At 70.0% G+C, this 20,350-nt stretch carries 22 protein-coding genes; 6 read left to right on the top strand and 16 right to left on the bottom strand.

Translation table 11 applies throughout. The features are described from left to right. Window positions 1-190 precede the first annotated feature (190 nt). The 5 genes from J8G10_RS05120 to J8G10_RS05100 all read right to left on the bottom strand — a co-directional run bounded on the left by J8G10_RS05120 (window position 191) and on the right by J8G10_RS05100 (window position 5,086). Window positions 191-3,220: a tape measure protein gene (locus J8G10_RS05120; protein WP_251440147.1), complete on the bottom strand. Its 3,030-nt coding sequence runs from the start codon at window positions 3,218-3,220 to the stop codon at window positions 191-193. Between the two features lie 85 nt (window positions 3,221-3,305). Next, window positions 3,306-3,605: a hypothetical protein gene (locus tag J8G10_RS05115; protein ID WP_251440134.1), complete on the bottom strand. Its 300-nt coding sequence runs from the start codon at window positions 3,603-3,605 to the stop codon at window positions 3,306-3,308. Next, window positions 3,602-3,928 (bottom strand): hypothetical protein, encoded by a 327-nt coding sequence (locus J8G10_RS05110; RefSeq protein WP_251440131.1) that lies wholly within the window; start codon window positions 3,926-3,928, stop codon window positions 3,602-3,604. Before J8G10_RS05110 ends, J8G10_RS05115 begins: the two co-directional genes overlap by 4 nt. Further along, window positions 3,925-4,062, bottom strand: a complete 138-nt coding sequence (locus J8G10_RS05105; RefSeq protein WP_251440128.1) for a hypothetical protein — start codon at window positions 4,060-4,062, stop codon at window positions 3,925-3,927. The genes J8G10_RS05110 and J8G10_RS05105 overlap by 4 nt, the downstream gene beginning before the upstream one ends. Window positions 4,063-4,711: 649 nt before the next feature. Next, entirely contained in the window at window positions 4,712-5,086 is a 375-nt protein-coding gene (locus J8G10_RS05100; RefSeq protein WP_251440125.1) for a hypothetical protein, read from the bottom strand. Window positions 5,087-5,280: 194 nt separating this feature from the next. Between J8G10_RS05100 and J8G10_RS05095 the strand changes: the two genes are divergently transcribed. Beyond that, window positions 5,281-5,754 (top strand): hypothetical protein, encoded by a 474-nt coding sequence (locus J8G10_RS05095; RefSeq protein ID WP_251440124.1) that lies wholly within the window; start codon window positions 5,281-5,283, stop codon window positions 5,752-5,754. Window positions 5,755-5,866: 112 nt separating this feature from the next. On the opposite strand, the gene J8G10_RS05090 is transcribed toward J8G10_RS05095, so the two are convergent. The 6 genes from J8G10_RS05090 to J8G10_RS05065 all read right to left on the bottom strand — a co-directional run bounded on the left by J8G10_RS05090 (window position 5,867) and on the right by J8G10_RS05065 (window position 10,640). Further along, complete coding sequence (locus tag J8G10_RS05090) at window positions 5,867-6,061, bottom strand: hypothetical protein (protein ID WP_251440109.1); 195 nt, start codon at window positions 6,059-6,061, stop codon at window positions 5,867-5,869. 34 nt (window positions 6,062-6,095) lie between these two features. Then, window positions 6,096-6,305 (bottom strand): hypothetical protein, encoded by a 210-nt coding sequence (locus tag J8G10_RS05085; protein ID WP_251440106.1) that lies wholly within the window; start codon window positions 6,303-6,305, stop codon window positions 6,096-6,098. Between the two features lie 2 nt (window positions 6,306-6,307). Continuing rightward, window positions 6,308-7,036 (bottom strand): hypothetical protein, encoded by a 729-nt coding sequence (locus J8G10_RS05080; protein WP_251440103.1) that lies wholly within the window; start codon window positions 7,034-7,036, stop codon window positions 6,308-6,310. 795 nt (window positions 7,037-7,831) lie between these two features. Continuing rightward, window positions 7,832-9,469: a recombinase family protein gene (locus J8G10_RS05075; RefSeq protein WP_251440088.1), complete on the bottom strand. Its 1,638-nt coding sequence runs from the start codon at window positions 9,467-9,469 to the stop codon at window positions 7,832-7,834. 89 nt (window positions 9,470-9,558) lie between these two features. Beyond that, on the bottom strand, window positions 9,559-9,852 hold the full coding sequence (locus J8G10_RS05070; RefSeq protein WP_251440085.1) for a hypothetical protein: 294 nt from the start codon (window positions 9,850-9,852) through the stop codon (window positions 9,559-9,561). 41 nt (window positions 9,853-9,893) lie between these two features. Beyond that, entirely contained in the window at window positions 9,894-10,640 is a 747-nt protein-coding gene (locus J8G10_RS05065) for a 3'-5' exonuclease (RefSeq protein WP_251440082.1), read from the bottom strand. 98 nt (window positions 10,641-10,738) lie between these two features. Between J8G10_RS05065 and J8G10_RS05060 the strand changes: the two genes are divergently transcribed. Continuing rightward, entirely contained in the window at window positions 10,739-11,638 is a 900-nt protein-coding gene (locus J8G10_RS05060) for an alpha/beta fold hydrolase (protein WP_251440068.1), read from the top strand. Here the strand turns inward: J8G10_RS05060 and J8G10_RS05055 are convergent. Continuing rightward, a complete protein-coding gene (locus J8G10_RS05055; protein WP_251440065.1) occupies window positions 11,598-12,083 on the bottom strand; it encodes an Lrp/AsnC family transcriptional regulator in 486 nt (161 codons plus the stop codon). The genes J8G10_RS05060 and J8G10_RS05055 overlap by 41 nt on opposite strands. Window positions 12,084-12,242: 159 nt before the next feature. Between J8G10_RS05055 and J8G10_RS05050 the strand changes: the two genes are divergently transcribed. The 3 genes from J8G10_RS05050 to J8G10_RS05040 are packed head-to-tail and all read left to right on the top strand — an operon-like array spanning window position 12,243 to window position 15,740. Beyond that, window positions 12,243-13,352: a thiamine pyrophosphate-dependent enzyme gene (locus J8G10_RS05050; protein ID WP_251440062.1), complete on the top strand. Its 1,110-nt coding sequence runs from the start codon at window positions 12,243-12,245 to the stop codon at window positions 13,350-13,352. Window position 13,353: 1 nt separating this feature from the next. After that, window positions 13,354-14,364, top strand: coding sequence for an alpha-ketoacid dehydrogenase subunit beta (locus J8G10_RS05045; protein ID WP_251440059.1), 1,011 nt, complete (start codon window positions 13,354-13,356; stop codon window positions 14,362-14,364). Continuing rightward, window positions 14,361-15,740: a dihydrolipoamide acetyltransferase family protein gene (locus J8G10_RS05040; protein WP_251440056.1), complete on the top strand. Its 1,380-nt coding sequence runs from the start codon at window positions 14,361-14,363 to the stop codon at window positions 15,738-15,740. Before J8G10_RS05045 ends, J8G10_RS05040 begins: the two co-directional genes overlap by 4 nt. Before the next feature lie 15 nt (window positions 15,741-15,755). On the opposite strand, the gene J8G10_RS05035 is transcribed toward J8G10_RS05040, so the two are convergent. From J8G10_RS05035 to J8G10_RS05025, 3 genes are all read right to left on the bottom strand, one after another. Continuing rightward, on the bottom strand, window positions 15,756-17,069 hold the full coding sequence (locus tag J8G10_RS05035; protein ID WP_251440053.1) for a nitrate/nitrite transporter: 1,314 nt from the start codon (window positions 17,067-17,069) through the stop codon (window positions 15,756-15,758). An 86-nt stretch (window positions 17,070-17,155) separates the two neighbouring features. Further along, complete coding sequence (locus J8G10_RS05030; protein WP_251440051.1) at window positions 17,156-17,740, bottom strand: histidine phosphatase family protein; 585 nt, start codon at window positions 17,738-17,740, stop codon at window positions 17,156-17,158. Further along, window positions 17,737-18,561 (bottom strand): Sir2 family NAD-dependent protein deacetylase, encoded by an 825-nt coding sequence (locus tag J8G10_RS05025; RefSeq protein ID WP_251442356.1) that lies wholly within the window; start codon window positions 18,559-18,561, stop codon window positions 17,737-17,739. The genes J8G10_RS05030 and J8G10_RS05025 overlap by 4 nt, the downstream gene beginning before the upstream one ends. 113 nt (window positions 18,562-18,674) lie before the next feature. Here J8G10_RS05025 and J8G10_RS05020 point away from each other — a divergent pair, with 113 nt between their 5' ends. After that, on the top strand, window positions 18,675-19,493 hold the full coding sequence (locus tag J8G10_RS05020) for an RNA methyltransferase (protein WP_251440047.1): 819 nt from the start codon (window positions 18,675-18,677) through the stop codon (window positions 19,491-19,493). 17 nt (window positions 19,494-19,510) lie between these two features. Here J8G10_RS05020 and J8G10_RS05015 read toward each other — a convergent pair whose 3' ends face one another. After that, on the bottom strand, window positions 19,511-20,335 hold the full coding sequence (locus J8G10_RS05015) for an SGNH/GDSL hydrolase family protein (RefSeq protein ID WP_251440032.1): 825 nt from the start codon (window positions 20,333-20,335) through the stop codon (window positions 19,511-19,513). Window positions 20,336-20,350: the final 15 nt, after the last annotated feature.

Raw genomic sequence — 20,350 nt, 5'->3', positions numbered from 1 at the left:
CGACCCGGCTAGCCCGGAATCGCCCCCCGTCCCCGGTCGAGGGGGTGACCTGTACTTCCCGCGCCACGAAGCCCATGCCCGTCGTTGCCCCATCCAGGATGAACGGCGACGTCGAGTCGGCAGACGTGCCGAGCTCGAGGACGTCCCCTGTCGGCGAGACGATGGCGAAGGTGGGATGCATGGAGGTCTCCTAGCGGGTGTCGGTGAGGGTCTTGAGCTTCCGAGCGGCCTTGCGGAGCTCTTGCTCGGAGGTGAGGCCCTGGCCGCCGTGCTGGTGGTACTCGAGCGAGGCGGAGTTACCGCCTGCGCCGAGCTCGGCGAGTTGCCGCGCGGTTGCGCCCGAGATACCGCCGTCGGGGATGGAGCCGGAGACGTCGGCGTTGAGCGCGAGGTGCGCGCCGTTGGCCGCGTCGATGGCGTCGGAGGCCATGCCTTCGGTGGCCGACTGGACACGGCCCGTCATCGACTCGATGCCCTGCGCGAAGCCCTCGCCGACGAACGCGCCGAGGCCCTTGAAGACGCGGCTCGGGGAGTGGATCCCGAGGACGCCCTTGGCCCAGTCGATGACGCCGTTGAAGGCGCCCTCGATGAGGCCTTTGAGCCAGCCGATCGCGCCGGAGATGCCGTTCCAGAAGCCCTCGATCAGGTTCCGACCGGCGGACACGAGCCACTCGCCGACGCCCGAGAGGACGCCCATGACCTGGCCGTAGATGCCGCTGATGGTGCTGATGACGGAGTTGACGCCGGAGGAAACCGCGCTGACGATGCCGTTCCAGATTCCGGAGAAGAACGACGAGACAGCGGACCAAATGCCATTCCAGGTGTTGGACACGTTCCGGGCCGTGTCGATCACGAAGGAGCCGATCCGGGCGAGGACCGGCGTCAGGAAGCTGACGATCCCGTTCCAGATTCCGGAGAAGAAGGACGAGACCGCCGACCACACGGCATTCCAGGCCGCCGAGACGTTGTTGACCGTGTCGACGATGAAGGATGCGATGGCCGCCACGATCGGCGTGATGAACGCGACGATCCCGTTCCAGACATCCGTGAAGAACTGCGCGATGGCGGCCCACACGGCGCTCCAAAAAGCGACGAGTCCGTTGATGTAGTCGGTGATGACCTGGACGAGGAATTGCACAATGGGCGTGACGAACTCGACGATCCCGTTCCAGATGGTCACGAGCACGGCGGCGATGACGAGGAAGATGTTGATCCACGCCTCGACGTAGAACCGGATGATCCCGGCGATGACCTCGAAGATGGGCGTCAGGAAGGCGACGACCGCATTCCAGGCGTTCGTGAATCCGTCGACGATGCCGGTCCAGAGGCCGGTGAAGAACGACGAGATTCCCGTCCACACGGAGACGACGAAGTTGGAGATGTTCGTCCAGAGGTCGGTGAAGAACGACGCGAGGCCGTTCCAGACCGCCGTGGCGAAGTTGACGATGTTCGTCCACGCCTCGCCGAGGAAGCGGGTGAACTCGCCCCAGACCTTCTTGCCGAGCTCGGTCTCGTTGAAGAACCAGATGAGCCCGGCCACAAGGGCCGCGATGGCCGTGATGATGATCCCGATGGGGTTGGCATCCATCACGAGATTGAAGGCGGCCTGAGCAGCCTTCGCGATGTTGGTTGCCTTCGTCGCGACGCCCATGATGACGCCGTAGAGCTTGGCGCTCGTTCCGGCGACCACCATTGCCCCCTCAACGCCGTAGGTGGCGGCGGCGAGAGCGAGTTGCGCGGCCTTGAAGAGGTTGACCGCGACGACGACGCCGCCGATCACACCCGCGACGACTCCCAGGCCCGAGAGCCAAGACGAGTTTGCCGAGATCCAGCCGAGGATTGCCGAGACGGCGTTGATGATCGGCGGGGCGATGGTGGCGACAGCCTGGGCGATCGCGGTGAGAATTCCGGCGGCCAGCGGGGCGAGCGCCGCGACGAGTTGCGAGGCCGCGGACACGAGCGACGCCATGGAAGCGGCCAGCGACGGCAGGCTCGGCGCGATGGCCGTGAGGACGGATCCGAGCGCCGACCCCAGCGACGGCAGAGCCGAGCCGAGGATCGACAGGAGCGCTCCGACGGGCGACAGGAGCGGCAGGGCCGTCGAAGCGCTGTCGCCCAGGGCCGCGAAGACGTCTCGGAGACCCTGCCCGATTGGGGCGAGCGTGTCTCCGATGACCTGGCCCATGCCGATGATGGCCTCGCGGATGCGAAGGAGAACGACGACGAGCGTGTCGTCTTCCTGCACGTTCAGGGCGGCCCGGATCTTCCCGTTGAAGTCGCCCGAGGTGAGGATGTCCAGTACGGCTGGGATCTGCTCGCGGAGCGCTTGGAGCGGCGGGGAGATCGCGGCTTGGATCTTCGCGCCCAGCGGGCCGAGCGTTGCCTCAAGTCGGGTCTGGATCGAGTCCGTGACCGCCGTGACGACGTTGAAGAACTCCTTGAAGAGGGGGAAGACGCCGCCGGTCAGGGTGGCCCCGAGGCGGGAGAACGCCGCCCGCATGTTGGCGATGGCTCCGGCGGTCGTGTTGCCGGATGCCAGCGCCGCGCCGCCGATGTTGGCGGACATGGCGGCGTTGAAGGTCTCGAAGTCGATTTGCCCCTTGGAGACCATGTCGGAGATCTCCGCCGAGGTCTTGCCGAGTTGCTTCCCGAGGAACTGCAGGACCGGCACGCCGCGCGACGTCAGTTGGAGGAGGTCGTCGCCCTGGAGCTTCCCTCGAGCGGCGACGGACCCGAAGATCGCGCCCATGCTCTGGAAGTCGGTTCCGGCGATGGTCGCGGTGTCGGCGACCGTCTTGAGGACGCCCGTGAGGGCCACGCCGGGCTGGATACCCGAGGCGACCATGGCGGCGGCCACCGAGGCCGCGTCGCCGAGGCCGAAGGCGGTTCCCTTGACGCTCGCGAGAGCGTTCTGCATGATGCCCGAGATGGCGTCGGTGCTGTGGCCGAGGCCCGCGAGCTTGGCGGTCGCGTTCTCAATCTGCATCTGGCGCGCGATGCCGCCGCCGATGACGGCCTTGAGTCCGGCGTAGCCGACGATCGCGCCGCCGATGCCCGCGGCGAGCTTGCCGAGCGGGGCCGCCATGCCGGACATGAGCGCGGTCCCGCCCGACTTGCCCGCGGCGAGCATCTGGCCGTCGACTTGCCCGCTGAGGGCCTTTCCGAAGCCCTTCGCGCTGGGGATAATGCTGAGGGTTGCGAACCCGATGTTCTGGGCCATGAGGGCCTTTCGTGGACATGACGAACGCCCCCGTCTCTCACCGCGGCGCGGGCGCAGGAGAGCGGGGGCGTTCGTGTCTTGAGGGTTAGAGGCGAATCGACGCGAGACGTTCGGCGCGGGCAAGGACGCGGCGGCGCTTCTTGGATAGGCCTCGCGGGGCCTTGATAGCCGCGCGCTCGTTGGCGGCGGTGAGCTCGCGGATCCGATCAGCGACGCTGTGCACGGCGTTCACGCCCTGTCCGACCGTCGGGGTAACGCCATGCTCGGCATAGGCGGCCTGGAGCGCATGGAAGGCCCAGGCGTCCGGATCGCCCTTGCCGGGGTGGGCATCGTGGTCGTAGTGAAGGCGGAGGCGCTTCGCGCCAACCGGGACTGTGATAATCACTCGAGGGACTCCTGTCGGTACGGTGCGGGTACGAGGTGGCACTCGAGCGCGGCCTCGAGCGCGGATGCGGCGGTCCTGAGCTCGGCGGTTGCGAGCTCGAGGCGGACGAGGGCGTCTTCCGTCGCCGCGCGGAGTGCGAGGCGAGTGCCGGAGGTGGCGGTCTCGCCCGTCGGGTCGGTCGTCGCCTGCGGCGTCACGAGGCGGGCGCCGGGCAGGAGCTCCCATTGATACGCGCGGCCGACCTTGAGGGCGTCGACGATGCGGAGGACCGCGGCGGCATGCTCGGTCGCGGCGACGCGGAGGGCGTGGTCTGCGGCGATCATGGGCGGGGCGTCTCCTGGGCCTGGCGACCGATGCCGAGACGAATCTGGTAGCCGTCCGTGTCGTACTGGACGTGAGTCGCGGGGATGGTCAGGGGCTCGCCGGGACGGGCCTCGACGTATCGGATCAAGCTCATGTCGGGGTCGTTCTGCATGTCAGGGTGGTCTTCCTAGAAGGGCTCGGTTTGGGGCAAGCGGGGAGTGACTACGCCGCGTCGTCGACGAGATGACCGTTGATGACGAGAATTCGCGCGCCGAGGAGAGCGTTCTCGGGGCGGGCGGCGAACTATTGCTTTGCCTCGATGAGCGCGTCGTTGCCCTGGGAGTGGATGACGGCGGTGGTGGTCATGTGGCGGCCTTAGAACGGTGCGGGGTCGTCGATGCTTGGGGGAGTGACTCGGCCCAGTGATGGAGGCGCGTCCTCGGCGAGGTCAGCGATGACCTCCGCCGCGGACGGGCGGCGGAGACGCGAGGCCGCTCGACGGGCCGCGAGGTCACCGCGGAGGATCGGGCTGTCGCCCTCGGCTCGACGGAACTCCTCGCCGCGGAGCTCGTTGTACGCCGCGCTGGCGACCCTGTCGAGGGTCGCGGGGATCGACGTATCCTCGCCTAGGGCCTCGCGGGCGTAGAGCTCCGCGGCGATGCGCGCTTGCTCGTACGTCCAGCCACCAGGTGGTGGGGTCGGTGCCCACTGTGGGAGCGGTGAGTCTTCTCGCCGGGCACGGTAATCGAGGCGAGGCCGGAGCACGACGTCGGAGGCTCCGGGGCGAGTGACGGCGCCGGGCCTCATGCGGCGCGGCCCCAGCGGGCGCCGACGAGGGCTGTAGCGGCGCGTGATGCCGCCTGCGGGTCGCGCTTTGGGGGCGCGGCACGGCGGATCGTGGCGAGCGCGACGACCGCGGCTCGGCGGTGCCGGAGGGCGGCGTCGATCGCGGGATGGAGAACCTGGGCACCGCGGTATCCGAAGATCATGCGACCGTCGGTGGTGACTTGGTCGTCGAGCGCCTCGGCCTCGGCCAGCATTGCGCAAGCCTCGTACAGGATCGATGCCTGTTCGGGCGTGATGGCGTCGCCGAGGTCGTCCTCGATGGCGTCGTAGGTCGCCCGGACGGATGCGGACCAGGAGGTGGGGAGGCCGTCGGCGAGGGGGTCGGTGGACATGAGGCTCCTAGTGAGGGTCGAATCGGGGGCTCTTCCGCGGAATTCCCATACCCACGCATGGATTGGGCGCTACGTAGAGGCAGGCTGAAGCGATGCCGTACCGGGCTGGCGTCAGGGGGTGCCGGGTTGAAATGGGATCGTGAACGGCCCGCGACGTAGAGCTGTGTGTCCGATGGGCTCGATAGCATCGCAAAATGGGCTCACTGGATTGGCGGACGTTGGTCGCGATCGGCGCGTTGGTCGTGTCCGTCATGTCATTCGTGCTCAGTTGGCTGGCGTTCCGTCAGCGGGCCAGATACCACCCACAGCCGAAGCTCGTTGAGGACTGGTCGCAGCCGACGAAGCTGTTCGGTGGCGTGCCGCTTCGGCAGGTTGCGCTTACCAACCATGGCGATGCGTCGGCGCGTGATCTGACGATTGCGATCGGATCATCGGTCAGGAGATCGGGCAGATGGGACAAGCGCGCTGAGCTAGAGCCGGGTGAGACTTGGACGGTCATGGTGCCGCTGGCTACAGGGGTAGTGCGCGCCCGCGGCGGCATGGGAACCTCGTACTCGATTGCTGACGGAGGCGGGAAGCCCTACAGGCCAAGGCTCCTAATCGAGTGGCGGCAGGCGCCGTTTCATAGGGGCAAGCGTCGCCTCGTGCTCCGTGCCCCTGTCGAGTAGTCGGTAGGAGGCCCGCCGCCTCGACTCGACGCCGGGCGCAAGGACACCAGACGGAGGAGGCGGCGGGCTGGCCGCGAGGCGAAGGCGGGGCACCTCGCGGGGTCAGTGGCGTTTACACGCCGAGCAGGATGCGGACGATGCCCGCGATGCTCGCGACGGTGATCCAGACCAGGCCTGAGAGCGTGGCCGAGATGATCAGCGCGGCGCCGAGGAACCTGCCGAAGGCGTGACTGCGGAACTTCCGGCGACCAGTGATGACGCGGCGGAGGTGCCGGTCGAGAGGGGCGCCGGAGAGAGGCGGTCTCACTATGCGCGGTCGATGAGTCCCGCTTTTGGGAGGTTCACCATCGGCGGACCTCCGCGACGATGGCCTCGGCCTCCGGGATGAACGCCTGCGCCGCGCGACGGCGGGCGCGCTCTCGAGTGAGGGAGAAGGCCGCCTGGGCGGTCATGCGGCGACGGAGGCGGTCGTAGTCCTCGCGGAGCTCCTCCGGGAGACGCTTGCGGTAGTCGTCGTCCGGGGTGGCTGGGTTGGTCATGTCGTTCGTCATGTTCAGCGGACCTCTCCGAAGAAGCCTTTGCGGCGGAGGATGATGCGGTACTGGTCTGCCTTGTCGCTCGCCGGGATCGAATCGTCATCGCGGATGGCCTGGAGCCTTGCGAGGAGGGCGGAGTCGTGGTGCGCATGCCCGGCTACGCGGATCGTGTCGCGGAAGGCGTTCTCGACGATCTGCCAGGCCTCGGCGTCTGCGTCCTCCATCGCGGCGTCAACGTAGCCCTCGACGTCGCGGAGGGCGGCGTCCAAGCCGTACCAGGGCGAAGGCTTCCGGATCGGGCGACCGATGACATCGCGGGCCAGCATGTCGCGCGTCTCGATGGCCTCACGGAGCGCCGCGAGTGCGTCGCGGGCGGTCTGGGCCGCCTCGGCATAGAGCTTCTCGTGCGTCGCGATGAAGGCAGGATCCCGCATACCGCGTTGCACGTGCTCGAAGCGTGCGATGAGCGCATCGCGGTACGCCGCGTGCGTCTGCTCCGAGGTCAGTGCCGCGTTACGGTAGGCGTCGACGGCCTTGTCGAAGTCGGCACGCTTGACGTCGGGCCTCGGACCTGCGTTGGTGTCGTCGCGGAGCGCCAGCGCTCGCGCGGCTTCTCTGAGCGGGATGACCTTGTCATCTGCGCGCCGCGAGGCGCGGTCGGCGTCGTCGATTGCCGCGGTGAGCGGGTCTGTTCCTGGGATGGCCTTGAGGATGAAGTCGGGGATTTCGTCGGTGTAGTCGAGCATGTGGGTGCCTTTGTTTGGGGTGGAGGCGCCGGAGCGCCGAGGGAAGCGGGTGAGGGGCTACGCCGCGCGGCGGACGACGGCGGCGGAGCCCCAGCGTTCGGAAGCCCGGGAGAGTCCCTGGCGCTCTGCCCGTGTCAGGGGTGAAGCATGGCGGCGGCTCGCCGGGCGACAGCCTCGAGGGCGGCGACATCGCCGGAGCGGAGGGCGGCATCCGCCTCAGCGCCGAGGCGCGCGCGTTGTTCCAGGAGGCGGGCGCGGTAGAGGCGTACTCGGCAAGCGTTGGAGCAAGTACGGGCGCCAGAATGCGCCGCGGTGAATGCGGATCCGCACTCGGCACAGATGAAGTTGAAGGCGTCGGCCACCGGTCGGCCTCCTCGAGTGTGTTGTTACGGCAGTAGGGGCAAAAGAAATGCCCTGTCGACGAGGACAGGGCGGAAAGTAGAGAAATCTCCCTTTGTTGAGGAGAGCGCCTGAGTGCCCACGGCAAGGCCCGGAATTACGCGGGTTTCGAGGCCTTCGGCGTGTCGAGGGCTGAAATCCTCAGGGGACTCACAGGCGCGGGGCGGTGCGGGCGCCGTGCGACGGGTCGGAGGCGTCGCCAGGGTGTCGAAGTGTCGAAGTAAATCGACACTCCCTATTCCCCTTCTAGTCACTCACTCACTCAAGCGGGGAATAAGGAGTGTCGATTTGAACCGACACTTCGACACTCTCGAAGCGTTGCCCCCGGAACCTCTCTCCCCGGCGCCGCGTGTAAACGCTGTCTGCTCCGCGCTGTGCGCGGCGGGGTGACCGAGCCTAGAGCCCGAAGTACTCCGGCGCGTCCTCGGGAGAGGGCTTCCAATAGAAGACGAAGCGCTCGCGGATGAGCGCGCCGTTCTCGTCCCTACTGGGAAGGATCTCGATGTGATCGAGGGCACGAACGATGAGCATCCGTCGAGCCTCGGCATCGTCAGTACCTTCCCAGACGTCGGCCATGGTTCGGCCCGTGGGGGTGAGGGTTTCCGTTCGCGACGGGGTCGTCTCGCGAAGCATCCGCCGACGCACCTTGAGCGGCGCCATGAGTGCTTGAATACGCTCGTCTTCGCTGTCGTCGTCGGCGAGGACGAGCCGGTCGCCTAGCTCCTTCAGTCGGGCATCGACCTCGGCGAGCTCGGCGCGAAGGTGGGCGCCGACGACAATCTCGGACTGACGAAGCTCAGGCCATGAGCCCGCGACCTGGAGGAAGCGTCTGGTGAGCTCTGCCTCGAGTTTGCGGCCAGAGATGGAGACGCGGTGGGGACACTCGACCCCATACGCCGAGGATGAGCATGAATAATTGGGATATCCACCGTTCGCCCCGGACATCCGCCGGTAGAGCGGCTTTCCGCACCCCGAGCAAAACGCGATTCTACTGAGCAGGGCCGCCCCTGGGCGCCGCGAGGGACGGCCCTGCGGCGTTCTGGCGCATCGCTCGCGAATCGCTTGGATCTCATCGAGAGTAAGAATCGCCTCGAACGGTGTCAGCGGTTGCCCTTCGGCGTCGTAGACCGGCTCGCCGTTGTGTGACAAGCGCCCGAGTAGGTGGTCAGACGACCACGTCGTCCGAATGCGGCTGGGAGTCCACCGTCCGTGATCGAGCGCGTCGGGATCGGCCTTGAGGAGTTGTGGATCTACCGACTCCCCGCGTTCGTGCGCCGAGTGGGCCAACTCCGCGATACGGGCGGCGCTCCGTGCTGTCGGGACACGACGGGCAGTAAGGTTCTCAGCGATGCGCACGAAGGACTCACCTTGGCGAATCCTGTTGGCGACCTCGAGCACGACGGCCCGCTCCGCCTCACGGACATGAAGCCCTCGCCCAACCGGGAGCGTCGGGTGTGGGCCCGTGCGGTAGCCGAAGGGCGGCACCCCGTGGCCCGCGTTGCGCCCCTGACGGCGCATGCGGTCGCGGGCCGCCACCTGGCGAGCGGCCACGAGGTCGCGCTCGCGCTTCGCCATGTCGGCGGCGAACGCGGCCCGGAGTTGCCAGTCGGGCTGTGTCGACTCGATGCCCTCGCGGACGGCGATGAAGGTAGCCGGGCGGTCGTGCTTCGCTCGGGCGTCGACGACCTCGATGAGCGCCGCGAGGGTTTTGATGCCCATCCGGCTCCATCGGTCATAGGCGTAGACGGCCAGGATGTCGGCCTCGCCGTCGCGCCAGAGCTCGTAGGCGGCGTTCGCGTTGGCGCGCTCCTTGCCGCCGCTCTTGCCGCTGTCCTCGAAGACGGCGACGACGTCCCAGCCGTTGCGCTCGGCGATGACTCGGAGGTCGTCATTCTGTCCGGCGATGGAGGTGGAAGCCGCGGACTCCTTGGAGAGGCGGATGTAGAGGACGGCGCGAGGGCGTGCAGAATTGGTCACGTTGAGGAGAGCGCCTCGGCTGGTGATGGTGCGCGGGAGTTCAGTCAAAGTAGCCATGCACTAACTTCGGCGGTTCCGGCAAGTAATTGCCCCTGCGAAGGCCCCGCTCCGGCGGGGCCTTCGTCGTTTTCCGGGGCGTGCCCGTCTCAGAGGTCGATGCGGATCCGGTCACCGTCGATGCCCCAGGGGGGATCGCCCGGAGCGGGGGCGGGTGCCGTCCGCCGCGTCTGCCGGTCGCGCTCCGATCCCGCCTCCGCCGAACTGGGGGAGAAGACACTGTCGAACGCGCCGCCGAGGCCCCCGCCGCGCGTGGGGTAGCGCTTCTCGAACGGTCCGGGACGGAGGAGCGTCCAGGCTGCGAATCCGAGAAGGTAGAGGCCGAAGGCGATCGGCAGCACCGCTGCGCTCCAGCCCAGCACCGTCTTCAGGACGCCGTCCATGCCTGCAGCGTACGCCCAACCGCTGAGCGGGGGATCCGTCCTCAGAGGGACATCTCGGAGGGGTCTCTGCGGCGCTGATCCCCTTCGCGCACCGGCCACCGGCCGTCGACGCGCTCCGTCGGATCGATGCGGCCGATCCGCACGAAGTAGTCGGTGAGACTCGCGGCCTGGGCACGGGCCCAGCTGATCTGCCGCGTGTGCAGCTCGCCTGCGCTGGCGGGGAGCGGGAAGCGCTGCGCGAGCGCCTGTGCGACCCGTCCGGCTGCGACGGCGTCGGCAGAGGCGTCATGCGCCCCGACGAGATCGACGCGGTAGTGGGCGGCGACGATCTCCAGCGTGCGCTTGCCGGGCCGGTAGCGGTCGTAGGCCTTGTCGATGACGAGCGGGTCGATCACCGGCGCCGGATCCTCCAGCGGTGCGATCCGGTGGCGGCGCGCCTCATGCGCGAGCAGGGAGAAGTCGAACGCGGCGTTGTACGCCACGACGGGGATGCCGCGCTCGAGCAGCGACCGCAGCGCCGCGACGACACCGGCGATGACCTGCGCGGCGGGAGCGCCGTCGCGCCGGGCGCGCTCGGACGTGATCCCGTGGATCGCGGTCGCGCCGGCCGGGATGGGCACGCCGGGATCGGCGAGCCAGGTGCGCGCGGCGATCTCTGATCCGTGCTGGTCGAGCACGCCCACATGCGCGGTGACGATCCGATCGCGGGTGACGTCGATACCGGTGGTCTCGAGATCGAACACGCCGACACGCGTCAGCCACGGAGGCAGAGGCGTCGACGGGGTCATGACGCCCACCGTAGGACGGGCTCCCGACATCCCGGCGGCGGCGCGCGGCGTCCAGGCGACGCACGGGCGGGGCGCGACGCCGACCGTAGACTCGACGCATGCCCGTTCCCTCGCCGTATGCCGCCCGCCTGGACCGCATCCCGGTGCAGCGCCACGAGGCCGAGGTGCTCGGCGGGCGCACCGCCTACTGGGTCTACGGCCCGGAGGACGCCGAGGCCACCGTTCTCGCCGTGCATGGCTTCCGCGGCGAGCACCACGGACTCGAGCCCGTCGTGGCGCACCTGCCCGGGGTGCGGGTGATCATGCCGGATCTGCCGGGGTTCGGCGAGACCGCGCCGTTGCCGGGACGCGTGCACGACATCGACGCCTATGCCGCCTGGCTCACGGAGTTCGCCGGCACGGTGACTCCGGGGGCGGTCGTCCTCGGACACTCGTTCGGATCCATCGTCGCGTCTGCGGCTGTCGCGGGCGGGCTGCGGACACCGCGCCTGATCCTGGTCAACCCGATCGGCGCGCCGGCGCTCGAGGGCCCGAAGGCCGTGCTCACCCGGCTGGCGATCCTCTACTACGCGCTGGGTGCGCGGCTGCCCGAGGGCATCGGGACCGAGCTGCTGCGCAACCGCGTCATCGTGCGCGTCATGAGCGTCGCGATGGCGAAGACCGCGGATCCGGAGCTGCGCCGCTTCGTGCACGATCAGCACGACACCTACTTCTCACGGTTCTCCGACCGCGAGGTGCTCAGCCAGGCGTTCCGCACCAGCGTCTCCCACGACGTGCGCGAGTTCGCTCCGCGCATCGAGGTTCCCACGCTCCTCGTGGCGGCTCAGCGCGACGACATCACGCCGATCGAGGCGGAACGTCACCTGGCGACCCTGTTCCCCGATGCCGAGCTGACCGAGATCGCGCACGTCGGGCATCTCATCCACTATGAAACGCCCGCCGAGGCCGCCGGGGCGATCAAGCGGTTCCTCCGGCCTCTCGCCGTGCCAGCCCCATGAGACCGCCGACGCGGAACGGGATGACCTCGCCCATCGCGAGAGACGTCTCGGTCCTCTCGACGCCGTCGATGGACAGGATGCGCGCATCGGTGTCGAAGAGATGGCGGGCATCCCGGCAGGCGACGAGGGCGAGCAGATCGATGGACCCGCTGAGCCCGTGCGCCTGCACGACCTCGGGCACGCGCGCGAGCTCGGCGATGATCCGAGGCAGCTCGGTCTGCCGCACGCCGATGCTGACGAACGCCTGCAGCGGGTAGCCCAGCACCGCGGGGGAGAAGGCGCGTTCGTACGGCAGGAACACCCCGGTCTGCTCCAAGCGGGCCATGCGCGCCTGGATCGTGTTGCGGGAGAGCCGGAGCTTCTCGGCCATCGCGACCACCGTCGTGCGGGGGTCGGCGGAGAGCATCTCGAGAATGTCGAGATCGGTGCGATCGAGGGTTGCCATGTTGCCAAAGGCTAGCAGTCGACGATGGCGCCTGACTTGGCAACATGCTCAAGCAGAGCGTCATTGCTTGAGCGACGTGTGAACCAGACGTACGCTCAAGCCACAGCGAAGACGCATCGGATCCGGCTCACGAGGGCGGATCCACTGAGGAGGACGAAGATGTCTACCCACCTTGATCCCATCACCGTCACCGGAATCGGGCTCGACGAGCCCGCCGCACTCATCGACGCCCAGGGCCGCCGCCGTGCGGATGCGCGTCTCGCCCCGTTCGCCGCCGACGTCACCTCCGACCAGCTGCTCTCGCTGCTCCGCGACATGGTGGTGCTGCGCCGTCTGGACGCCGAGGGAGTCGCGCTGCAGCGCCAGGGCCAGCTGGGGCTCTGGGCCCCGTGTCAGGGGCAGGAGGCCGCGCAGATCGGCTCCGCCCGCGCGCTCCGCGACGACGACGTCGTGTTCCCCAGCTACCGCGAGACCGGCGTGATGCTCGCGCGCGGCGCGCAGCCGGGCGACTACGTGCGCATGTGGCGCGGCGAGGAGGGCGCGGCCTACGACCCCGCCGTGATGCACATGGCCCCGCTGCAGATCATCATCGGCGCGCAGACGCTGCACGCGGTCGGCTACGCCCTCGGCATCCTGCACGACGGCTCGGACCAGGCCGCCGTGACCTACTTCGGCGACGGTGGGACGAGTCAGGGCGATGTGAACGAGGCGATGGTGTTCGCCTCCTCCTACCGCGCACCGGTCGTCTTCATCTGCCAGAACAACCACTGGGCGATCTCCGAGCCGGTCGCGGTGCAGTCGCAGCACCCGATCGCCGGACGCGCCCCGGGCTTCGGCATCCCCAGCATGAGGGTGGACGGGAACGACGTGCTCGCCGTGTTCGCCGCCACGCGCTGGGCGCTCGATCAGGCCCGCGGCGGATCCCCGGCGTTCCTGGAGCTGGTCACCTACCGGATGGGGCCGCACACGACCGCAGACGACCCCACCCGCTACCGCGACCCCGCGGAGCTGGAGTACTGGCGCGGCAAGGATCCGCTGGCTCGGCTCGAGACCCTGCTGCGTGCGGAGGGCGTGCTCACCGACGAGATCGCGGCGGGCTTCGCCGCCGAGGCGGACGAGACCGCGATGCGGATGCGCAGCGCGTGCCTGAGCATGACGACGCGCGAGCCGCTCGCGGTCTTCGACGGCGTCTACGCGGAGCCGCACACCGGACTCGCCGAGGAGCGCGCGGACTACGCCCGCTACCTCGACACCCTCGCGGAGGCGTGACATGACGCAGATGACCATGGGCAAGGCGCTCGGCGCCGCCCTGGCGCAGTCCCTGGCCGACGACCCGAAGGTCGTGCTGCTCGGCGAGGACATCGGCAAGCTCGGCGGCGTGTTCCGCATCACCGACGGACTGCTCGACCGCTTCGGGCCGGAGCGGGTCATCGACACCCCGCTCGCGGAGTCAGGCATCGTCGGCACGGCGGTGGGCCTCGCGATGCGCGGCTACCGCCCGGTCGTGGAGATCCAGTTCGACGGCTTCGTCTACCCCGCGTTCGATCAGATCGTCTCGCAGGTGGCCAAGCTGCACTACCGCACCCAGGGAACGGTGCCGATGCCGATCACGATCCGGATCCCGTGGGGCGGGGGCATCGGAGCCGCCGAGCATCACTCGGAGTCGCCGGAGGCCTACTTCGTGCACACCGCCGGGCTGCGCGTGGTGGCGGTCTCCGATCCGCAGGACGCGTACACCTGCCTGCGTCAGGCCATCGCGAGCGACGACCCCGTGATCTTCTTCGAGCCGAAGCGGCTCTACCACGCCAAGGGCGAGGTCGATCTGGACACCCCGCTCGCCGACGCCGCGCCGATGGGGCTGGCCCGGGTGGTGCGCGAGGGCACGGATGTCACGGTCGTGACGTACGGGGCGATGGTGCGCACCGCGCTCGACGCCGCCGAGGCGGCCGAGGCGGAGGGCAGGTCGCTGGAGGTCATCGACCTGCGCTCGCTCTCCCCGGTGGACTACGGCACCGTGTGCGCCTCGGTGCGCCGCACGGGGCGTGTCGTCGTCGTGCACGAGGCCGCCCGTGAGGCGGGCGTGGCGGCGGAGGTCATCGCGAGCATCACCGAGAAGTGCTTCACCTGGCTGGAGGCGGCGCCGCTGCGCGTCACCGGCCACGACATCCCCTATCCGCCCGCGAAGCTGGAGAAGTTCCACCTCCCCGACCTCGACAGGATCCTGGATGCGGTCGACCGCGTCTGCGACGACGAGCAGCTGCTGGAGGGGGCGGAGCGATGAAGCAGGAGTTCCTCCTCCCGGATCTCGGCGAGGGCCTCACCGAGGCCGAGATCGTGCAGTGGCTCGTCGCCGAGGGCGACACGGTGACGCTGAACCAGACGCTCGCGGAGGTCGAGACCGCCAAGGCGATCGTCGAGCTGCCGTCGCCGCACGCGGGCGTGATCACGGCGCTCCACGCGGGAGCCGGCGACGTCGTCGCCGTGGGCGCGCCCCTGGTGGGCTTCGAGATCGAGGGTGCCGACGAACCGGCGCCGACGTCACCGTCGGCGGTCGAGGAAGGCTCGGGGCCGAACCTGGTCGGCTACGGCGCCGCGCCGTCGAGCGGGCGTCCGCAGCGCAGGGCGCGCCGTGCCGTCGCCGGCGCAGGGACGGTCGTCGCGACCGACGCCGAGGTGCGCGTCGCGGCCCCGCACGATGCGATCGACGTGCTCCCGGCGCCGCCGGTGCGCGGCGAGCGACCCCGGTCGACGCCCCCGGTGCGCGCGTATGCCAAGGGACTGGGCGTGGATCTGGTGCTCGTCGCCGCCGAGCTCGGCGATCGGGTCATCACGCGCCACGACGTCGACGCCTACCGGGAGCGGCTCGGCCGCCGCGTCGACGGGACCATTGCCGAGGCGGGGGCTGCCCCGGCCGCGACGACGGAGCGTGCACCGGACCGCCGTGCGGCGGGGCAGCGCGCCACCACGCGCATCCCGATCCGCGGCGTCCGCAAGCACACGGCCGAGGCGATGGTGCAGAGCGCGTTCACGGCGCCGCACGTGACGACGTTCCACACCGTCGACGTCACCGCCACGAGCGAGCTCATCGCCTCGTTGCGGGCGTCCGCGGCCCCGGACGCCCCGCGCATCGGCGTCCTCACCGTAGTCGCGAAGGCCGTCTGCCTGGCGCTCGGCCGCCACCCGGGGCTGAACTCGCGCTGGGACGGCGAGGCGGGCGAGATCGTGCAGCAGCACTTCGTCGACCTCGGCATCGCCGCGGCCACCGAGCGGGGACTGATCGTGCCGATCATCCGCGATGCCGAGAGCATGGCGCTGGGAGAGCTCGCAGGGGCGATCGCCGAGCTGACGCGCACGGCACGCAGCGGGAAGACCCCGCCGGCGGACCTCCTCGGCGGCACGTTCTCGCTGACCAACATCGGCGTCTTCGGCATCGACGCGGGCACCCCGATCCTGCCCCCGGGCCAGACCGGGATCCTCGCCCTCGGAGCGGTGCGCCGCCTGCCGTGGGAGCATCGCGGCGAGATCGCGCTGCGCGACGTGATGACGCTCAGCCTGTCGTTCGACCACCGCATCGTCGACGGAGCGGAGGGCGCGCAGTTCCTGAAGGCCGTGGCCGACGTGCTGCAGGAGCCGGGGCGGGCGATGCTGCTCGGCTGAGCGGACCCTCGGCGTTCAGTCCTGACGGGGGCGGCGGCCCAGGCCCAGCACGCGCCGGGTCAGCCGTCGTTCCCGTACGATGAATGCCGTGCCGATGAGCCACAGCGGCACCTGGGTGAGGAAGGCCCAGCGGAACGCGTCGAGCGTGTAGGTGGCGGGCGTTCCCGCGCCCTGCAGATCGAGTGCCAGGCCGATGAGGAAGATCGCCACGAGCGCTGCGAGGAAGCCGCCGCCGTTCACGACGCCGGTGGCGGTGCTCAGCCGATGCTGGGGATTGTGGGTGCGGGCGTGGTCGAACGCGACCATGGACGCGGGCCCTCCCGAGGCGAGGGCGATCGCGAGCACGATCAGCAGCCAGAGCGGGGCCGGTCCCGGCCAGAGGATCACGGCGAGCCAGACGATCACCTGGATCCCGATGGTCGGCAGCACGAGCATGAGGGAGCGACTCGTCGGGTGGCGCGCCGACAGCGTGCCCAGGACGGGCCCGAACAGGATCCCGAACAGGACGTAGACCGTCGTCACCAGGGACGCGGTCCCGATCGAGAGGCCCTCGCCGCTGGTGAGGAACGGGATGCCCCACAGCATCATGAAGGCGGTGCCGGCGAAGGGCGTCGTGAAGTGCGTCCAGAAGCCGAGGCGGGTGCCGGGGTGGGCGAGGGCCTCGCGCAGGGAGACCCGAAGATCGGCCTGGGACGTCACGACGCGGATCGCCCCGGTGTCCGTGTTGACCGAGACGTCCTCGGTGAACTCGGGCGGACGGTTGCGGATCAGCGCGAACACGAGCACGGTGAACAGCACGCCGAGACCCGCCAGGCTGCCGAAGGCGACCGACCAGGTGGTCGAGTGCAGCAGCAGGGGCAGCGGGATGAGGGCGACGAGCTGACCGAGCTGGCCGACGATCCCCGTCAACTGCGCCATCAGCGGTCCGCGCTGGGCGGGGAACCAGATCGCGACGAGGCGGAGAACGCCAGGGAAGATCGCGGCGTCGCCGGCGCCGAGGATCATGCGCGCGACGATCGCGACGCCCACGTTGGGGGCGAACGCCATGACGAGCTGGCCGACGGACATCAGCAGCATCCCCGCGACCATGATCGGCCGGGATCCGAAGCGGTCCAGCAGCAGCCCGACCGGGATCTGCATGAGGCCGTACACCGCGAGCTGGAGGACCGCGAAGAGGGAGAGCGTGGAGGCGTCCGCCTGGAACAGGTGTGCGGCATCCACTCCGACGGCGGACAGCGAGGTGCGGTTCGTGATCGACAGCACGTAGGCCGCGACGCCGACGATCCAGATGAGCCAGGTCCGCCAGGTGGGTGCAGCGGCGGAATTCACGGCTCTCCTCGGGATCGGCGGCTCTTCGATCCTACGCCCGGATGCGTTCCGGTCCTGGCCGGCGCCCGGCGGTGCGCGGGCGCCGCTCAGACCGCGACGGCGTCGATCAGGCGGATGCCGCCGCCGTCGATCGCGAAGCGGTGCAGCGACCCGTTGCCGAGACGTTCCCCGGGAGCGGGGAGGGTCCCGCCCGATGCGTGCTCGAGGAGGGCGCGGATCACCCCGCCGTGCGTCGCCACGAGCACGGATTCGGTGCGCGGCGCGGAGCGGCGACGGGCGGCGAGCGCGATCCGCTCGAGCGATGCCAGCGCGCGGTCTGTGAGCTCCGCCGTGGTCTCCGCGCCGGGCACGTTCCCGCTGTCCGCTCGGAACCGGTCCCGGTACTGGTCCCAGAGCAGACCCTCGGCGGCCCCGAACTCGTGCTCGCGCATCCCGACGGCGATCAGCGGTGCGGGCAGGCCGAGTTCGCCCGCGATGATCTCGGCCGTCTCCCGCGCCCGCACGAGCGGGCTGGTGTACACGTGGTCGAAGCGGGTCCCTGCGAGTCGCACGGCGGCCGCCCGTGCCTGGGCGCGACCGGTGTCGTTCAACGGGATGTCGGTTGCTCCCTGGATCCGGCCTTCGAGGTTCCAGTCGGTCTGGCCGTGGCGGATGAGGGTGATGAGGGTCACGTGAGCAGCTCCTGGAGGGCGGGGAGGACGACGGTGGTGGACGCCGCGATGGTGGCGGAGGCCCAGGCGTCGGCGCGGGTGGGCTCGAGGTTGACGATGACGATGGGGAGCGCGCGGCGTCGCGCCCGCTCGATGATGCGGATGCCGGAGTTCACCACGAGGGAGGAGCCGGCCACGACCAGCGCATCTCCGGAGCGCAGCAGCGCCTCGGCGGTCGCGAACCGCTCTCCGGGGATGAACTCGCCGAAGAACACCACGTCGGGCTTGAGCGCTCCGTCGCACACGGTGCACACCGGCAGCGCGAAGCCGTCGGTGCTCTCGGGGCGCACGTCGCCGTCCGGGCCGAGGAGCACCTCATCGGGAACATCGAGCCAGGGGTTTCGCCGTTCGATCTGCGCGGCGACGGCGTCCCGGGAGAAGCTCTGACCGCACTGCAGGCAGAGCACGGTGCGCATGGTGCCGTGGAGCTCGACGACGCGCGCGGATCCCGCGGCGAGGTGCAGCCCGTCCACGTTCTGCGTGATCACCCCTGCCGAGCGCCCGGCGCGCTCGAGCGCCGCGATCGCACGATGGCCGGGGTTCGCCTCGGCGGTGCCGAAGGAGCGCCAGCCGAGGTGCCCGCCCAGCCAGTAGCGGCGCTGGGCCTGCTCCGAACCGAGGAACGTCTGCACGGTCATCGGTGCGCGTCGGGGGGCGGATCCCGCGCCTCGATAGGCGGGGATCCCCGAATCGGTGGACAGGCCCGCGCCCGTGAGGAACGCGATGCGGCGGTCGGCGAGCAGGTCGGCGACAGGCTCGAGCTGCGCGTGCAACGACGGCATGCTGCTGTTCACGGAACCTCCCCGCCCGAGTCTACGGGCGCTCCGCAGGGAGTCGGCCGGGGACCGTGGGGCTCGTCGACGCACGTCGGCTCCCGACCTGGGAGAGTGGATCCGTGCACGAGATCCGCCTGGACGACCCCGCCGATCCCCGCCTCGACGACTACCGCGGACTGACCGACACCGCGCTGCGGCTGCGCAGCGACGCCGAGGGCGGCCTGTACATCGCCGAGTCGCTCAAGGTGATCGAGCGGGCGGTCCGGGCCGGGCACCGCCCGAGGTCGGTCCTCACCCAGGAGCGCTGGCTGGGCGGCATCCGCGACGTCGTCGGCGGCGCCGACACCCCGGTGTACGTCTGCCCGGACGATGTGGTCGAGGCGGTCGCCGGGTTCCCCGTGCATCGCGGTGCTCTCGCGGCGATGCACCGCCCGGCGCTGCCGGAAGCCGCGACGGTCCTGCGCGGGGCGCGCACGGTGGTCGTGCTGGAGGACCTCGTGGAGCATGCGAACGTCGGATCCGCGTTCCGCGCCGCGGCGGCCCTCGACGCCGATGCGGTGCTCGTCTCCGCACGGTGCGCGGACCCGCTGTACCGCCGCAGTGTCAAGGTCAGCACCGGGGCGGTCTTCCAGGTGCCGTGGACGCGATTCCGCGGCTGGGGCGAGCTCGCCCCGCTGCTCCGTGCCGAACGCATCCAGCTCGCCGCACTCGCGCTGAGCGACGACGCGGTGTCGTTGGAGGCCTATGCGGCCGCGCGGCCGGAGCGGGTCGCCCTCGCCTTCGGGTCGGAGGGGCCGGGGCTGACCGACGCGGCACTCGCGGCGGCCGATGCGATCGTGACGATCCCGATGTCGGGCGGAGTGGACTCGCTCAACGTCGCCTCGACCGCCGCCGTCGCGCTCTGGGCGCTGCGGCACCCGCCGGCGTCGGAGGACTGACCGCCCGCGGCGAGCGCTCAGTCCTCGTGCGGCAGCAGCACCGGCGCCGGTTCGGGGCGCTTGGCCTCGATCGAATCGCCGGACGACTGGTGCCGCAGTCTGCGCAGCACCCACGGCACCAGGTGCGTGCGCGCCCACACCAGGTCCTCGTTGCGGGCTTCGCGCCAGGTGCGGTTCGGGAATGGATCGGCGACCATGTCCTGCAGGTCATTCGGCACGTTCAGCGCGCGCAGCACCATCCGGGCGACCTCGTGGTGGCCGAGGGGATTCATGTGCAGGCGGTCGTCGGCGAAGAAGCGCGGATCCTGGATCGTCTTCAGCCCCCACTGGTCGGCGACGATGCAGTCGTGCCGATCCGCCACGGCGCGCACGTTCTCGTTGTAGATCGCGACCTTGCCGCGGAACGGCCGGAACACGGGGGTGAAGTTCGTGTCGATGCCGGTGAAGAGCACGATCGCGGCGCCGGTGCGGGCGAGGCGGGTGACCATGTCGTCGAGCTGCGCCGCGATCTCATCGGGATCGGTGCCGGGGCGGATGACGTCGTTGCCGCCCGCGCACAGCGTGATCAGATCCGGGTTCAGCGCGATCGCGGGAGCGACCTGCTCGTCGGAGATCTGCGCGATGAGCTTGCCCCGGACCGCGAGGTTCGCGTAGGCGAAGTCGTCGCTCTGCGCGTCGAGCACCTCGGCGACGCGGTCCGCCCATCCCCGGTGTCCGCCGGGAGCGCTCGGCTCTGGGTCCCCGATGCCCTCGGTGAACGAGTCGCCGAGGGCCACGTAGCGGTGCCACGGGTGCGGCGTGTCGTTCGGGATGTACGGGGTGCGCGGTTCGTGGCCGGACATGATCCTCCTCCTGGG

Source organism: Microbacterium sp. USTB-Y (assembly GCF_023703415.1).
Classification (GTDB): Bacteria; Actinomycetota; Actinomycetes; order Actinomycetales; family Microbacteriaceae; genus Microbacterium.
This window is presented reverse-complemented; position numbering and strand designations above follow the sequence as displayed.

Coding starts and splice junctions, on each gene's coding strand:
- J8G10_RS05120 (WP_251440147.1), bottom strand. CDS start 3,220: ATGGCCCAGAACATCGGGTTCGCAACCCTCAGCATTATCCCCAGCGCG.
- J8G10_RS05110 (WP_251440131.1), bottom strand. CDS start 3,928: ATGATCGCCGCAGACCACGCCCTCCGCGTCGCCGCGACCGAGCATGCC.
- J8G10_RS05105 (WP_251440128.1), bottom strand. CDS start 4,062: ATGAGCTTGATCCGATACGTCGAGGCCCGTCCCGGCGAGCCCCTGACC.
- J8G10_RS05100 (WP_251440125.1), bottom strand. CDS start 5,086: ATGTCCACCGACCCCCTCGCCGACGGCCTCCCCACCTCCTGGTCCGCA.
- J8G10_RS05095 (WP_251440124.1), top strand. CDS start 5,281: ATGGGCTCACTGGATTGGCGGACGTTGGTCGCGATCGGCGCGTTGGTC.
- J8G10_RS05085 (WP_251440106.1), bottom strand. CDS start 6,305: ATGACGAACGACATGACCAACCCAGCCACCCCGGACGACGACTACCGC.
- J8G10_RS05080 (WP_251440103.1), bottom strand. CDS start 7,036: ATGCTCGACTACACCGACGAAATCCCCGACTTCATCCTCAAGGCCATC.
- J8G10_RS05075 (WP_251440088.1), bottom strand. CDS start 9,469: ATGGCTACTTTGACTGAACTCCCGCGCACCATCACCAGCCGAGGCGCT.
- J8G10_RS05070 (WP_251440085.1), bottom strand. CDS start 9,852: ATGGACGGCGTCCTGAAGACGGTGCTGGGCTGGAGCGCAGCGGTGCTG.
- J8G10_RS05065 (WP_251440082.1), bottom strand. CDS start 10,640: ATGACCCCGTCGACGCCTCTGCCTCCGTGGCTGACGCGTGTCGGCGTG.
- J8G10_RS05060 (WP_251440068.1), top strand. CDS start 10,739: ATGCCCGTTCCCTCGCCGTATGCCGCCCGCCTGGACCGCATCCCGGTG.
- J8G10_RS05055 (WP_251440065.1), bottom strand. CDS start 12,083: ATGGCAACCCTCGATCGCACCGATCTCGACATTCTCGAGATGCTCTCC.
- J8G10_RS05050 (WP_251440062.1), top strand. CDS start 12,243: ATGTCTACCCACCTTGATCCCATCACCGTCACCGGAATCGGGCTCGAC.
- J8G10_RS05045 (WP_251440059.1), top strand. CDS start 13,354: ATGACGCAGATGACCATGGGCAAGGCGCTCGGCGCCGCCCTGGCGCAG.
- J8G10_RS05040 (WP_251440056.1), top strand. CDS start 14,361: ATGAAGCAGGAGTTCCTCCTCCCGGATCTCGGCGAGGGCCTCACCGAG.
- J8G10_RS05025 (WP_251442356.1), bottom strand. CDS start 18,561: ATGCCGTCGTTGCACGCGCAGCTCGAGCCTGTCGCCGACCTGCTCGCC.
- J8G10_RS05015 (WP_251440032.1), bottom strand. CDS start 20,335: ATGTCCGGCCACGAACCGCGCACCCCGTACATCCCGAACGACACGCCG.